We start from the raw sequence: 14,206 nt of genomic DNA, 5'->3' as shown, positions 1-14,206 counted from the left end.
TGGACATTCACGCGCTGAGGCGACATTGACTACATTTGTAGTCGATGGAGATTGGGCATGTATGGTTTCACTCGTCTCGCCATCATCGCCAGCGCGATCGCATTCCCCGCAGCGGCGCAGTCGCGCATCGACGGGCAGTGGATTCTCACCGTCGATCGCTGGGGTACGCCGGAATATTCAACACTGAACCTCACTCTCGACGGCGCGACCGTAAGCGGCGACTGGGACGGTGCCTCCGTCACCGGCACGGCTCGCGCCGGCCGGGTCGATCTGACGATCCGTGACCGGCGCGACGCCATCTATCGCTTCACCGGCCGGGTCGCGGACGGGGGGCTGCGTGGCACCGCCGACTATCCCGACAACAATCACCCGGAACGGCGGCTGCGCTACGACTTTTCGGCACGACGCGTTCCCGACCGGCCCGCCGGCGGGCCGCAAACCCATGAGTTCCGGCCGCGCGATTATTCCAACAGCTTTTCCGCGCAGCGCCAGCCGGTGCTGACGATCTGGCCAGGCGACACCGTCCATACCACGACGATCGATTCGGGGGGGATGGATGAGAGAGGCGCGACCCAGGCCCTGTTCGGCAACCCGCAGACCGGCCCGTTCTTCATCGCCGGTGCGGCGCCCGGCGACACGATCGTCGTACACATTCTGAAACTGCGGCCGAACCGCGAATGGGCGGAGAGCCTCGACACCATCGTCGGTCGCGCGCTCGGCGCGCCGCTGGTCGCCAAGGCCGCTACGCTGGGCAAGGCCATAAGGTGGCGGCTCGATCTTGCCGGCGACTACGCAACGCCCGAAGGGGCCACGGGCGCGTTGAAGAACCTGCGGATTCCCCTTCGACCGATGCTGGGTGGGCTGGCGCTCGCGCCCGGCTTCGGGATGCCGCCGATGTCGACGGGGGACACGGGGCGAGCCGGCGGGAACATGGATTTTCCGGAGGTGATCGCCAGCAACCGCGTGCTTCTGCCGGTGCAGCAGCCTGGCGCGCTCCTTTACCTCGGCGACGGCCACGCCGCCCAGGGCGACGGTGAAACCAGCCAATATGGCCTGGAAACGCCGATGGACGTCACGTTCAGGGTCGAACTGATCAAGGGTCGTGCGATCGGCATGCCGCGCGTTGAATCGCCCACGGAACTGATGGTGCTGGGCCAGGCCGGGTCGCTCGACGAGGCACTGAAGGCGGCGAGCACCGGGCTGATCCTCTGGCTACAGCAGGATTACGGCCTGACGCTTTCTGAGGCGGCACAGCTGCTCGGCGCCGGGATGCGCTATTCGATCCCGAATCTCGCCGGGCGCAGCGTCGGCGTCGCGGCACGGATCGACAAGGCACTGCTGCCACCGAGCCAAGTGCCGAGGCCCTGATGCGCAACGGGCCGGAGTCACCCCCGGCCCGTCTTGTGGTCATCGGTCGATCCGCAAATCAGCCGACGATTTCTTCCGGCTTGAAGAAATAGGCGATCTCGATCGCCGCATTCTCGTCGCTGTCCGATCCGTGGACCGAGTTCGCCTCGATCGATTCGGCCAGTTCCTTGCGGATCGTGCCGGGTTCGGCGTTGGCCGGATTGGTCGCGCCCATGATGTCGCGATTGCGCTTCACGGCGTCCTCGCCTTCCAGAACCTGGACGACGACCGGGCCGGAAATCATGAATTCGACCAGTTCGCCGAAGAAGGGACGCTCCTTGTGGACCGCGTAAAAGCCCTCGGCCTGTTCGCGGGTCATCTGGATGCGCTTGCTCGCGACGACGCGCAGGCCGGCTTCCTCCAGCATCTTGGTGACCGCACCGGTGAGGTTGCGGCGGGTGGCGTCGGGCTTGATGATCGAAAAGGTCCGGTTCGCGGCCATGGCCGTGCGGCTCCTGCATGAAAGGTTGTGGGGATGCGCGGGCCTCTAGTCGGGCGGAACGTGACTGGCAAGGGGGCAGCGGCGGGCCGCACCATCGCCCGCTTGACGGGCTCAAGCGGGCGATCCACCTCTGGCGGCATGGTTGCCCCCGATTTGCCGGAAGCGCCGGCCCCCATGTCGCGCACCGCGACGGTGGTCGAGGTCGCCGCCTTTACCGCGCTGGCGCTGGTTTCACGCCGGGCGCTGGACCCGGTCTCCTGGCGCTTCGCCGGTCCGATGTCGCTGATGCTCACGCTTGTGGTCCTGACGCTATGGCTGCGTGCGCGGGGCAGTGGCTGGCGGGCGTTCGGACTGGTTGCGCTTCCGGACTGGCGGGCCAGGCTGATGGTCCTGCCGCGGGCCGCACTCGCGCTGGTCGCCTTCGCCCTGATGGTCGCGGCGATCACCATCGGCGGACCCGCGCTGGGGCTGGAGTTCCTGGCAAAAGTGCCGGCGGGGGTGGAAGATCGCTGGGGCGCGGTGGCGGGCAGCCTGCCCGACTATCTGCTATGGCTCGCCATCGTATGGACCGCCGCCGCGTTCGGTGAAGAGATGTTCTTTCGCGGCTATCTGGTCACCCGGTTGCGCGCGATCCTGCCGCGCACATGGTGGGGACCGCCGCTCGCCATCGCGCTGGCTGCCGCATTCTTCGGCTATGGCCATTTCTATTATCAGGGGTGGCGCGGGGCGATCGTCACTGGCGGCATCGGCCTCGCCTTCGGGGCGATGTTCCTGCTGTTCCGCCGCAATCTGTGGCCGCTGATCCTGCTCCACGGCGCCATCGATACGCTGACCTTCACGGCCATCTACATGAGGTGGAAATGAAGCGTCAGCCGCCCGCCGCGTCGCCATTGTCGCGCGCGTCCCCCGCCCGCCCATCACTCGCCTGTCCATCCTCCCCCTGCATCGCGACGCGCACGCGCGCGCCGCCCCGGGTGAAGAAGGCGGCGTCGATCGCGAGGCTTTCCAGGCGCCAGCCATCGACACTCTCGCCCGGCGAGAGCGTGCGCGTCCTGCCGTCGGTGCCGCGCACCATCGCCACCGCATCCCGGTCGATCCGGCCGGCAATGCCGAGAAGCGCCGGCGCGTCGGCAGGGGCATCGCCCGCCGCGTCCGCCGCGGCAAAGACGGGCCGCTCATAGACGGCGCCGATCGCGGGAACCGGCGGCGGAACGATCGGTCGGGCCGACGCGACCGCACCCGGTTTCGTCTCCCCCGCGCCCGACAGCGACAACAGGGCAGCGGGCATTGCCAGGGCGAACGCGCCGGCAAGCCCGAAGACCAGGGTCCGGGTCCGCCTCATCGCGATCGCCCTATCGCCACGCCGCCACCACGTCGCCGTGAAGGCGCAGCGCACCGCCGGCCAGTGCCTCGACCTGCCAGGCGGAAAAGCGCAGCAACGGCCGATCGCGCTCCAGCCCATCGACCAGCGCAACCACCGCCTTGTCCGGCCCCGACAGGCGCAGCCGCAATCCCACCAGTCCCGGCCCCGCCGGACCGCGCTCCACCTGTTCGACCAGCACGCCGCCCGCCGCCGCACGCGTGCGAATATGCGCGACAAGCGTGTCTGCGGCGGCATCCGCCCCACCTCCTGGCGCCCGCAGGCCCGGCGACAGAAGGGCGGCATCGGCCCGGTCGGGGGCGGACAGGCTGGCGATCGCGGCGGCGCGTGCCGCGCGTGCCTCCGCCATGCGGCCCAGCGCGGTGCCGGTCGCGGGCGCGAGAAGCAGGAGGGCGAGCGCGCCTCCGCCCAGCCCGGCCAGGATCGTCGCGCGGTTCATCCGACCGTCCGTCGCAGCGTGACCAGCAGGACCGCGCCCGCGCGACGCTGATCGACCTCGCGGAACCCGGCCAGCATCGGTTCGCGCCGCAACGCGCCGCGCAACCTGTCGGGATCGGGTGTCGATAGTTGCAGGTCGATCGTCGCACCCCGGCGCCGCATCACGGCGATGCGCGCATCGGCGGGGAGGACGCGCGCGACCCGATCGAGCCAGACCGCGACGGGAGCTTCATATGTCGCCGATCGCAACGACGCGCGGGCGGCACGTGACGCCGTGGCCGCCGCGACGCGGGGCGCCGCCTGCGCGATCACCGCCGCGGCTTCACGCCGGGCATCGCGCTCGATCGCGCTCGCGCCGATGAGCGTCAGCAGCGGACCCAGGGCGATGACGGCGGCGAGTGCGATCGCGACAGGCCATTGCACCGCCGCCATGCCGCGGGCGGGCGAGAACCCATCGCCGGTCGCCGCATCCGCCGCCATACGCATGCGGGCGATGGCGCGTTCGATCAGGCTCGGCGTTCGGTCCATGCCGGCGCCCTAGCGCGCGTCGAGGCACCCGCACAATGCTCTCGTCGCGCCGCGACGTTCGGGCGGGCGGGCGGATGTCAGCGGTCCGCGCGACTGACGATCTTCGCGGTGCCGTCGGCGGTGATCGAGATGATGTGCGGCGTCCGCCCGTCGCAGGTCGCACGCCAGGTCGGATTGCCATCGACCGGGTCCAGCCGTTCGCTGGCGGTCACGTCCTGGCAGGGCAGCTTCGCGTCGCGGACCGCACGCAGGAACACGCCGTCGCGCGCCGGCGGATCCAGCTTCAGCACTTCGGCCTGATAGTTGAGCGGCGCGGCCGCGTTCGCATCGATATCGTTCGCGGCCGCGTTCCCGGCGCTTTCGCTCGCGCCGGGGGTTCCGCCGCCACAGGCCGCCACCATGCAGGCGGCCAGCGCGACCATCGTCACGTTCGGCAGGATGTTACGCATGCGTTTCTCCTTTCGGCGTCAACGCGGGTCCACCGCGCTTCGATCCACCATTTTCAGGAATAGTCGCGTCCCCCGCGCCACCCGTTCCCGGATCGCCGCCGCGTCGGGCGGCGGCTCCAGCCCCAGCTTCACGCCCAGATCGGCAAGGCCCGTCCACAGGCCGCACAGATCCTCCGCCGCCAGCGCCGGATCGTCCACCGCGATCTCTCCGTCGGCATTCGCCTGGGCCAGCACGTCGGCCAGCCGGCCCATGCACTGGGCGGGGCCGGCGGCATGAAAGCGATGGGCGAGATGGGGCAATTGCGCGATCTCGTTCATCAGCACGCGATCGACCGCCAGATGCTCCGCACTGAACTTGAAGCCGAGCAGCGCCATGCCGAATTCGTTCAGCTGTGCCTCCAGCGGCTGGCCATCCGCCGCCCCGGTTTCGAAGACTGCCGCCATCCGTGCGCTTTCGGCGCGGATCACCTCCTCGAACAGCGTCTCCTTGTCACCGAAGCGGCTATAGACCGTCACCTTCGACACGCCGGCCGCCTGTGCGATCTCGTCGATCGTCGCTGAGTGAAAGCCGCGCGCGAAGAACGCCGCGCGCGCCGCCGCGACGATCGCGGCATATTTTGCCGGATCGCGCGGCCTTCCCGCGCGCCGGCGTTCGCATTCTTCCCGTGTCATTCCATCCGTATGGCTCAGCGTTCATACGCCTTGGGCAGCGCGCCTTCCTTCGGGTCGAAATAGCGCTGCTTCAGCTTGTCCTGTCGCGTCTCGATCGGCTGCTGCACGCCGTCGATATAGACTCGCGTCGCGGCGGTGCCGATTTCGAGCGGGTCGCCGTCCCACATCACGATGTCGCCATGCCGGCCGGGACGGAGCGAGCCATATTCGCCGCCCATCCCCATCGCTTCGGCCGGTTTCGAACTGATCGAGGCAAAGGCCTGTCCCCAGTCGAGGCCCGATGCGCCCGGCACCTTGTTCAGCGCCACCAGATTGCCGGCATATTGCTTCACCAGCCGCGCCTGACGCGCATCATTGTCGTCGATCATGCCGATGCCGACGGTGACGCCAGCCGCCTGTAGCCGCCCGATGTTCGACTGGGTCGCCGCCAGTTGCTCGAACGAGGCCGGCAGGTCGGCGAGCGCGCTCGCCAGCACCGGCACCCGCGCGGCGGCGATCTGCGGCGCGACCATCCAGCCCTCCGCCGCGCCGACCAGCACGATGCGAAGCCCCGGCATTTCCCGCTTGAGGCCGAGCACGGTCAGAATGTCCGACGCCCGCTCGACATGCACCAGCAGCGGCACCTGTCCGCCAACCACCGGGACCAGCGCCTGGGCGTCGGCGCGGGTGAGCAGCGCGTCCTTTCCGCGATCGATGAAGCTCGCCGGATTGCGGGCATAGGCCTGCGCCTCGAACAGCGCGTTTTTCAACAGCGCATAGGCGGCGGGACGGCTGCCCCCGGCGGCGCGGGCGCCATTCTCGCCATATTCCATGAACTGAAAGGCGCGCGGCTTGTTCACCGCGTCCATGTCGGCGCCCAGATCGATGATCGCGCCCTGCCCGCCGAAAATCGATCCCCGCGCTTCGGGCGCGACCACCGCGCGGGTAACCCCTTCGGCGCGGTTGAGGATGATCGCGCTCGTCTTTGGATTGACCGCCGGCGCAACGTCCAGCGCAGCGTTGAACGGCGATCCGCCCGCCGCCGCGTCGTTCGTTTCGCTGACGCCATCCACCTCGACGATGCCCATCCGGGTGAAACCCGCGAAGATGCCGGGCGTCACCCAGCGTCCGCCCGCATCGACCACCGGCACGCCGGCCGGCACCGCGACGCCGCGTCCGGCGGCGACGACACGACCGTCACGCACGACGACGGTGCCGCCGTCGATCGGTGCCGAGCCATCGCCGATGACCAGCTTCGCATTGGTGACCGCCACCGTCTGGGCCGCCGCCGGCGCCCCCGTCAGGATCGCGCACGCCGCCGCCGCGACCAGCAGCTTGACCATCGGCGCCTTCATTTCACGTCTCCCGCGCCGGGCTGGCCCAGTTCGAAATCGCTCACCGGTCGGCGTGTCGGATCGTTCATGTCGTACAGCAGCGCGCCGTCGATCCAGACCTTTTCCGGCCGGGTATAGACGCTGAACGGATTGCCGTTCCACAGCACGACATCGGCCATCTTCCCCGCTTTCAGGCTGCCGGTCCATTTGTCGATCCCCAGCGCCTTTGCCGGATTGATCGCCGCCCAGCGCCAGGCACGTTCCTCGGAAATGTCGAGGCCCGACCGCTTCGCCGCCGCGCGCACCTTCGCGATCTCCTGATTGAGTCGCTGGATACCGTTCGCGTCGTCCGAGTGGATCATCGCGCACGCCCCCTCCTTGTCCAGGATGGCGAGGTTTTCGGTGATCGCGTCATAGGATTCCATCTTGAACCCCCACCAATCGGCCCACACCGCCGCGCAGGTGCCGCTGGCCTTGAGCAGGTCGGCGATCTTATAGGCTTCCACCGCGTGGTGGAACGTGCCGACATGATATCCGAACTCCTTGGCCATATCGAGGACATTGGCCATTTCATCGGCACGATAGCAGTGATTGTGGACGATGATCTCGCCGTCCAGCACCCCGCGCAGCGTATCCATCGCCAGGTCGCGCGCGGGCGGCTCGCCGCCATTTTCCTCATAGCGTTCCCAGCGCCGCTTATAGTCCTGCGCCTTTGACCAGGTCGCGCGATCGACCGCGATATTGCCCATCCGGGTGGAGGGCATCCGCCCCTTGCTGCCATAGACGCGCTTCGGATTTTCGCCGCACGCCATCTTGAGGCCATAGGGTGCGCCGGGGAATTTCATCCCCTGCATCGTGCGCGCATAGACGTTTTTCAGGACGACGCTGCGACCGCCGAACAGATTGGCGGAGCCGGGAAGGATTTGCAGCGTGGTGATGCCGCCATTCGCCAGCGCGCGGGAAAAGCCCGGATCCTGGGGCCAGACGCTGTGTTCGGCCCATACTTCGGCGGTCACCGGCGATGTCGCCTCGTTGCCGTCGGACAGCGCCTGCACGCCGGGACTTGGGTAATCGCCCAGATGGCTATGCACATCGATCACGCCGGGGGTCACATATTTTCCCTGCCCGTCGATCACGCGCGCGCCATCGGGTGCGTCGATCGACTGACCGACCTCGACGATCTTGCCGTCGGCGAACAGCACCGCGCCGCGATCGATCCGCCCGCCCTCTCCATCGAGGATCGTGACGTTGGTCAGCAGCGTCGGAACGCCGGGATAGGGTTTGTAGGTCGAGGGGAAGGGGTTGTGGTCATACCCCTTGCCCTTGCCCGGCCCCTTCGCCGCGGGCGCCGCGGACGCGCTTTTCGGTTTTTCCCCGGCGCTGGCGGCGCAGGCCGTCAGACCCACCGCGAGCGCGGCGCTGATGATCGTGCGAAACAAGTCCCCAAATCTCCCTGACCCCCGGACGCGAGTCTCCGACGCTTCCGGCCCGATGGCAAAGGGTGCCGCCCCGGCAACGCCCGCGCAACCCCAAATTAGGGGAAATCGGCCGGCGACGGAGGCGTGATTGCCGAACCGGTCCGAAGCGGCCGCTGTTGCGCCAAACCCCATTGCGTCGCCATTCCCGATTTGCTCCAAGTGGACGCGATATGGGGGATCCGCATCTGACGGCTGCCGGCGTGAGCGCCGCCTCGAACGCGGCCGCCGCCGCGCCACGCGCCGCGTTCGGCGATCCCGCGCAGGTCGATGCCGCGCACAAGGCGATCCGCGCCGATCCCGCGATCCAGTTCGACTTCCCCTGGATGAAGGTCCAGAACAATCCACCGCCGCGCTGGCTCACCGAATTGTTCGACGCGCTCGGCCGCTTCGTCGCGTGGGTCGGCGGCGGGTGGCATGTGCTGATGTGGATCGCGATCGCCGCGATCGTGATCGCGCTGCTGCTGGTGCTGGCCCGGCCCGCGCGCGAATGGCTCGCCGCGCGCATGGGCCGCCAGCGCAACGGCAGCGAGCCGGCGCGCTGGACGCCCGACGCCGCCGTCGCGCGCGCACTGCTGGAAGAGGCCGATGCCCTGGCCGCACAGGGGCAATATGGGCAGGCCGTCCGCCTGATCCTTCACCGCAGCATCGAGGATATCGAGCGTTGGCGCGGCGATCCGCTCCGCCCCTCGCTCACCAGTCGCGACATCGCCCGGTTCGACGGCCTGCCCGACATGGCCCGCGCGATCTTTGGCGACCTGGTCGCCGATGTCGAGCGCAGCCTGTTCGCCGGCGGCACGCTGGCGCAGGCGGACTGGACACGCGCACGCGCCGATTATGCGCGGTTCGCGCTGGGCGCGCAGCGATGAGCGGGACCGCCGCCAGCCCGTTCCGCACCCGCACCGTGCTCGTCCTGATCGCGGCGGGGCTGGCGCTCATGATCGGCTTCCTGCTCGTCGGCGCCTATGGCGACCGGTTCGAGCGACAGCGGGGCAACACGCCCGGCCCCACCTCACGCTATGCCACCGGGTTTCAGGGACTGTACCGGCTGATCGAGGGATCGGGCGGAAGCGCGACGCTGGCGAGCGGTGGAAGCGACGTGGCAGCGGACGCGCTGTTGATCCTCACGCCCAATTTCCAGACGAGCGCGCAGCAGCTGGTCGAGGCGATGGCGGGCCATGAGGGGCCGGTGCTGATCGTCCTGCCGAAATGGTTCACCCGCCCGCAGACCCTGCGTCCCGGCCGCGAGGAGCGGGTTGCCCCGTTCCCCGCCGACCTGCTGTCCAAACAGCTCGCCCCGTTCGGCAAGCTGTCGATCGGGCGCGAACGGCCCGCGCCGCTCACCTATCCCTCTGGCCTGGAACTGCGCCCGTTCGCGGTCAGCGAACAGATTCAGGCGATCGCCGGCAAGACGCTCGCCACCCTGATCGCGGCACCCGACGGCGATGCGGTGCTGGCCGAGGTGAAGAGCGGGGTCTTCGTGCTCGCCGATCCTGACCTGCTCAACAATCACGGCCTGGCGCGCGTTGAAAATGCGCGGGCGGCAATCGCGCTGATCGCCGCGCTCGACCCCGAACATCCCGGCATCGTCGCCTTCGACACGATGCTGCCGTTCGGGGCGGGCGGCCGCAACCTGTTGCAGCTGATGTTCGAACCGCCGTTCGTCGGGGTCACACTCGCGCTGTTCGCCGCGTTTCTGCTGGCCGGCTTCGCCACCCTGTCGCGCTTCGGCCCGGTGCGGCGGGAAGCGCGGGCGATCGCCTTTGGCAAGACGGCGCTGATCGACAATATCGTCAGCCTGGCCCGCCGTGCGGACCGCATCCGCGAGGCGGGACCGGCCTATGCCGAAACGATCCGCAACTGGGCGGCGCTCCGCCTGGCGCTGCCGCGCGCATTGCAGGGCGAGGCGCTGGACCGGCATCTCGACCGGATCCCCACCGCGACCTCCTATGCCGAGGCGGTAGGGCGGCTGGAGGAAGCAAGGACCGAACCCGATCTGCTCCACGCGGCGCAGATGCTCGACGACTGGCGAAAGGAAGTGAAGGCATGAACCTCGAAGACGTCCGCGCGCTGGGCGCGGCGATCGATGGCGAGATCGCGAAGGCGGTGGTCGGCCAGTCGGCCGCGGCGCGACTGCTCACCGTCGCGATCCTGTCGGGCGGGCATGTCCTGCTGGAAGGGCCGCCGGGAACCGCCAAGACGCTGCTCGCGCAGAGTTTCGCGCGGACGCTGGGCCTTGAATTCGGGCGCATCCAGTTCACCCCGGACCTGATGCCCGGCGACATCATCGGCGCCAGCCTGTTCAACTTTCAGACCTCGTCCTTTCAGCTGACGCGCGGGCCGGTGTTCACCGAATTGCTGCTGGCCGACGAGATCAATCGCACCCCGCCCAAGACGCAGGCCGCGCTGCTGGAGGCGATGCAGGAGCGCGCGGTGACGATCGACGGCGAGACGCAGAAGCTGTCCGACCGCTTCACCGTCGTCGCGACCCAGAACCCGATCGAGCAACAGGGCGTCTATCCGCTTCCCGAGGCGCAGCTGGACCGCTTTCTGTTCAAGCTCGCGATCGGCTTTCCCGATGAGGCGGGCGAACGCGCGATCGTCGCGCAATATGGCGCGCGCACCGGCTCCCCCAAGCCCCAGGACAGCGGCGTGGCACAGGTCGCCGATGCCGCCGCGCTGGCCGGTGCGGCACAGGCGGTGCTGGGCGTCCGCCTGGCCGACGAGATCGTCGCCTATGTCGTCGCGCTGATCCGCGCCACGCGCGATCACCCCGATCTGGCACATGGCGCATCGCCCCGCGCGGCTTCAGCGATGGCCGCCGCGTCGCGCGCGGCGGCGGCGCTTGACGGGCGCGACTATGTGATTCCCGACGATGTGAAGCTGCTCGCCCAGCCGCTGCTGCGGCATCGCGTCGTCCTGTCCCCGGCCGCCGAGATCGACGGGCGGCAGGCGGACGAGATCGTCGCCGGGCTGATCGACCGGGTCGAGGCACCGCGTTGATCGTTCCGACCCAGCGCGCGGTGATGCTCGTCGCCGCCGCAGCCCCGGCAGCATTGCTGCTCGGCGTGCTGCGGCCGGGCGGCTGGCTGATCGCCGTCGCATGGGTGCTCGGGGTCTGCGCACTGGTGGCGATCGACGGGTTGATGGCCCGGCGCATCGCGGCGACCGACCTCGCGCTGCACGCGCCCAGCCCGGTCGAGGTGGGGCGGCAGGTCGATCTGACACCCCCCGACCGCGCATTTGCCTATGCGGCAGAGGCGACCGATCCGCTGGTCCCCGCCGACCCTCCGCTCGCCTTCACCGCCGCGCGACGCGGAACCGCGCACGTCGCCCGGATTTGGGCGCGGGTCGCCGGGCCGCTCGGCCTCGCCTGGCGACAGCGCAGCGCGGCGCGCGACGACGAGATTCTGGTCGTTCCGGACCTGGGTCCGGTGCGCGAACAGGGGATGAAACAGTTTCTGCGCAGCCGCCAGTTCGGCGCGCGCGTCCGCCCGGAAAGCGGCGACGGCACCGAATTCCAGTCGCTCACCGATTTCCAGTCCGGCATGGAACGGCGCGCGATCGACTGGAAGGCATCGGCCCGCCACTTCGGGCTGCTGGCCCGCGAATACCGGACCGAACGGGACAACAGCATCGTGTTCGCCGTCGATTGCGGGCGCGCGATGTGCGAGCCGGTGGATGGCGTGCCGCGCATCGACCGGGCGGTGTCCGCCGCGCTGCTGGCCGCGTTCGTCGCGCTCAAATCGGGCGACAATGTCCGCCTGTTCGCCTTTGCGGGCCGGCCAAGCGCGGATTCGGGCAGCCTGTCGGGCGCGCGCAGCTTCGCCACGCTTCACCGCACCGCAGGCGGGATCGACTATTGCCAGGACGAGAGCAACTACACGCTCTCGCTCACCGAGCTGGACCAGCGGCTGCGGCGGCGCAGCCTGATCGTCCTGTTCACCGAATTCACCGATCCGACATCGGCGGAGCTGATGCTGGCCGCCGCCGCCCGCATGCTCCGGCGGCACCGGCTCCTGTTCGTCCTGTTTCGCGACGCGGAGACCGAGGCGATGATCGATGCCCGCCCGAGCGCCGGCGAAGACGTGTTTCGGTCGAATGTGGCCGCCGCATTGCTGCGCGAACGCCGGATCGTGATCGAACGGCTGCGCCGCCTGGGGATCGAGGTGGTCGAATCCAGCCCCGGAGACATGGGGCTGGCGCTGGCGGAATATTATGTCCGCAGCCGGGAGCGCCCATGACCGGCGCCGCCCCCGCCCAGTTCGGCGTCACCCGCTTTCGCGTCGAGCGCGAAGGCGACTGGGCGCGCCTCGAACAGCTTCTCGACCTCGTCGAGAAGAAATCGCCCAGGCGACTGTCCAACGCGGACCTGATGGAACTGCCCCGCCTGTATCGCGCGACGTTGTCGGCACTTTCCATCGCGCGGGAAACATCGCTCGACGCGTCGATGATCGCCTATCTCGAGAGCCTGAGCACACGCGCTTACTATGTCCTTTATGGCTGCCGCGAATCGGCGCTGCGCCAGATTGGCGGCTTTTTCGCGCGGGGCTGGCCGGCGGCGGTCCGCGGCATCTGGCGCGAACTCGTCCTGATCGCCGCATTGTTCATCGCCAGCGCGATCGCCGGCTATGCGCTGGTCCAGGCCGATCCGCGCTGGTTCGACGCGATCATGCCCGGCGACATGGCCGGTGGCCGCGACATGCAGGCCAGCACCGAATTCCTGCGCCAGTCGCTGTACGGCAAGCCCGAACGGGGCGGGCTGGAGGTCTTTGCGACCATGCTCTTCACACACAACGCCCAGATTTCGATCATGGCGTTCGCGCTGGGGTTCGCGTTCGGCGTCCCGACGCTGTTCCTGATCTCCAGCAACGGCATCCTGCTCGGTGCCTTCTACGCCGTCTATGTTCCCAAGGGGCTGGGCGTCGGGCTGACCGGCTGGCTAATGATCCACGGATCGACCGAACTCAGCGCGATCATCCTGGCGGGGGCGGCGGGATTGCATATCGGGCGTGCGGTGGCGTTTCCCGGCGCCCGGTCGCGCCTGGACGCGGCGAGCGACGCCGGGCGGCGCGGCGCGCTGGTGATGATCGGCGTGGTTCTGATGCTGTTGGTCGCCGGCCTGCTGGAGGGGTTCGCGCGCCAGCTGGTCACCGCCGACGCCGCGCGCTTCGCGATCGCGGCGACGATGTTCGCGCTGTGGGTCGGTTATTTCGCGCTCGGCGGACGGCGTCGCCATGACTGATCCCGCCCGGCGCCGGATTCGCGAGCTGGTGACGCCTGAGGGGGTGACGCTGCATCTCCGCCTGGCCAGCGCCGCCGCCCGTGCCGGCGCCTTCACCCTCGACGCGGCGATCATGCTCGCCGCGCTGGTCGCGGTGACGATCGCCGCCGTGTTTCTGTTCGGCGGATTTCGTACCATTGGCCCGGCCGCGATCATCTGGCTGCTCGGCTTCTTTCTGCTGCGCAATTTCTACTTCACGCTGTTCGAAAGCGGGATGCGCGCCGCCACTCCGGGCAAGCGCGTGTTCAAGCTGCGCGTCGTCGCGCGCGGCGGCGGGCGCCTGACAGGCGGCGCGGTGCTCGCCCGCAACCTGATGCGCGAAGTCGAGATTTTCCTGCCGATGATCTTCATCGTCAGCGCGCGGGCGGAGGGGGTCAGCAACCGATGGAGCGCCCTGCTCGGCTTTGGCTGGACCGCGATCTTCCTGTTCATGCCGCTGTTCAACCGCGACCGGCTTCGCGCCGGCGATCTGCTGGCAGGCACCTGGGTGGTCGAAAATGAGCGGCCGAAGATCATGCCCGACCTGATCGCGGCGAACGATGGCGATGCGATCGATCCCTATGCGTTTCTGCCCGAGGAACTGGACGCCTATGGCCAGTTCGAGGTGCAGAAGCTGGCGGAGATCCTGTATCGCGGCGATATCGACACGATCACCACCGTCGCCGGGGTCATCCGGCGCAAGATCGGGCGCCCCGACACGGGCGACGACCGGGCGTTCCTGGACGCCTATTATGCCGCCGCGCGCCGGCATCTTGAACGCCGGCTCTTGTTCGGCAAGCGCAAGCGCGACAAGTTCGATGCGGGAAGCTAAGGGACG

The 14,206-nt window shown here is 69.0% G+C and carries 16 protein-coding genes; 8 read left to right on the top strand and 8 right to left on the bottom strand.

The features are described from left to right. Positions 1 to 57: 57 nt before the first annotated feature. Positions 58 to 1,368 (top strand): acetamidase/formamidase family protein, encoded by a 1,311-nt coding sequence (locus tag KF783_RS06955; RefSeq protein WP_294077708.1) that lies wholly within the window; start codon positions 58 to 60, stop codon positions 1,366 to 1,368. A gap of 58 nt (positions 1,369 to 1,426) precedes the next feature. Here KF783_RS06955 and ndk read toward each other — a convergent pair whose 3' ends face one another. Beyond that, the gene (gene ndk / locus KF783_RS06950) at positions 1,427 to 1,849 is read right to left on the bottom strand and encodes a nucleoside-diphosphate kinase (protein ID WP_294077706.1); all 423 of its coding nucleotides are present in this window, start codon (positions 1,847 to 1,849) and stop codon (positions 1,427 to 1,429) included. Positions 1,850 to 1,987: 138 nt separating this feature from the next. Between ndk and KF783_RS06945 the strand changes: the two genes are divergently transcribed. Further along, positions 1,988 to 2,713 (top strand): CPBP family intramembrane glutamic endopeptidase, encoded by a 726-nt coding sequence (locus tag KF783_RS06945; protein ID WP_294077705.1) that lies wholly within the window; start codon positions 1,988 to 1,990, stop codon positions 2,711 to 2,713. Between the two features lie 4 nt (positions 2,714 to 2,717). Here KF783_RS06945 and KF783_RS06940 read toward each other — a convergent pair whose 3' ends face one another. The 7 genes from KF783_RS06940 to KF783_RS06910 all read right to left on the bottom strand — a co-directional run bounded on the left by KF783_RS06940 (position 2,718) and on the right by KF783_RS06910 (position 8,069). Next, on the bottom strand, positions 2,718 to 3,191 hold the full coding sequence (locus KF783_RS06940; protein ID WP_294077703.1) for a hypothetical protein: 474 nt from the start codon (positions 3,189 to 3,191) through the stop codon (positions 2,718 to 2,720). A gap of 10 nt (positions 3,192 to 3,201) precedes the next feature. Continuing rightward, on the bottom strand, positions 3,202 to 3,669 hold the full coding sequence (locus KF783_RS06935; protein WP_294077702.1) for a hypothetical protein: 468 nt from the start codon (positions 3,667 to 3,669) through the stop codon (positions 3,202 to 3,204). After that, positions 3,666 to 4,196: a hypothetical protein gene (locus KF783_RS06930; protein WP_294077700.1), complete on the bottom strand. Its 531-nt coding sequence runs from the start codon at positions 4,194 to 4,196 to the stop codon at positions 3,666 to 3,668. The genes KF783_RS06935 and KF783_RS06930 overlap by 4 nt, the downstream gene beginning before the upstream one ends. 77 nt (positions 4,197 to 4,273) lie before the next feature. Next, a complete protein-coding gene (locus tag KF783_RS06925) occupies positions 4,274 to 4,645 on the bottom strand; it encodes a hypothetical protein (protein ID WP_294077699.1) in 372 nt (123 codons plus the stop codon). An 18-nt stretch (positions 4,646 to 4,663) separates the two neighbouring features. Beyond that, positions 4,664 to 5,317: a TetR/AcrR family transcriptional regulator gene (locus KF783_RS06920; protein ID WP_294077697.1), complete on the bottom strand. Its 654-nt coding sequence runs from the start codon at positions 5,315 to 5,317 to the stop codon at positions 4,664 to 4,666. A gap of 14 nt (positions 5,318 to 5,331) precedes the next feature. After that, complete coding sequence (locus KF783_RS06915) at positions 5,332 to 6,639, bottom strand: amidohydrolase family protein (RefSeq protein ID WP_294077957.1); 1,308 nt, start codon at positions 6,637 to 6,639, stop codon at positions 5,332 to 5,334. An 8-nt stretch (positions 6,640 to 6,647) separates the two neighbouring features. Beyond that, positions 6,648 to 8,069 carry an amidohydrolase gene (locus KF783_RS06910; RefSeq protein WP_294077696.1) on the bottom strand — a complete coding sequence of 474 codons (1,422 nt, stop codon included), beginning with the start codon at positions 8,067 to 8,069 and terminating at the stop codon, positions 6,648 to 6,650. Positions 8,070 to 8,278: 209 nt separating this feature from the next. On the opposite strand from KF783_RS06910, the gene KF783_RS06905 reads away from it, so the two are divergent. From KF783_RS06905 to KF783_RS06880, 6 genes are read left to right on the top strand one after another with little or no spacing between them, the layout of a single operon-like run. Then, positions 8,279 to 8,974 carry a hypothetical protein gene (locus tag KF783_RS06905; protein ID WP_294077695.1) on the top strand — a complete coding sequence of 232 codons (696 nt, stop codon included), beginning with the start codon at positions 8,279 to 8,281 and terminating at the stop codon, positions 8,972 to 8,974. After that, entirely contained in the window at positions 8,971 to 10,155 is a 1,185-nt protein-coding gene (locus tag KF783_RS06900) for a DUF4350 domain-containing protein (RefSeq protein ID WP_294077693.1), read from the top strand. Before KF783_RS06905 ends, KF783_RS06900 begins: the two co-directional genes overlap by 4 nt. Next, positions 10,152 to 11,108: a MoxR family ATPase gene (locus KF783_RS06895; RefSeq protein WP_294077691.1), complete on the top strand. Its 957-nt coding sequence runs from the start codon at positions 10,152 to 10,154 to the stop codon at positions 11,106 to 11,108. The genes KF783_RS06900 and KF783_RS06895 overlap by 4 nt, the downstream gene beginning before the upstream one ends. Then, positions 11,105 to 12,349, top strand: coding sequence for a DUF58 domain-containing protein (locus tag KF783_RS06890; protein ID WP_294077689.1), 1,245 nt, complete (start codon positions 11,105 to 11,107; stop codon positions 12,347 to 12,349). Before KF783_RS06895 ends, KF783_RS06890 begins: the two co-directional genes overlap by 4 nt. Continuing rightward, positions 12,346 to 13,350 carry a stage II sporulation protein M gene (locus KF783_RS06885; RefSeq protein WP_294077688.1) on the top strand — a complete coding sequence of 335 codons (1,005 nt, stop codon included), beginning with the start codon at positions 12,346 to 12,348 and terminating at the stop codon, positions 13,348 to 13,350. The genes KF783_RS06890 and KF783_RS06885 overlap by 4 nt, the downstream gene beginning before the upstream one ends. After that, a complete protein-coding gene (locus KF783_RS06880; protein ID WP_294077686.1) occupies positions 13,343 to 14,200 on the top strand; it encodes an RDD family protein in 858 nt (285 codons plus the stop codon). Before KF783_RS06885 ends, KF783_RS06880 begins: the two co-directional genes overlap by 8 nt. Positions 14,201 to 14,206: the final 6 nt, after the last annotated feature.

The organism is Sphingomonas sp., assembly GCF_019635455.1.
GTDB lineage: Bacteria > Pseudomonadota > Alphaproteobacteria > Sphingomonadales > Sphingomonadaceae > Sphingomonas.
The sequence above is the reverse complement of the archived record's forward strand: the minus strand, read 5'-3'. Positions and strand labels throughout refer to the sequence as shown.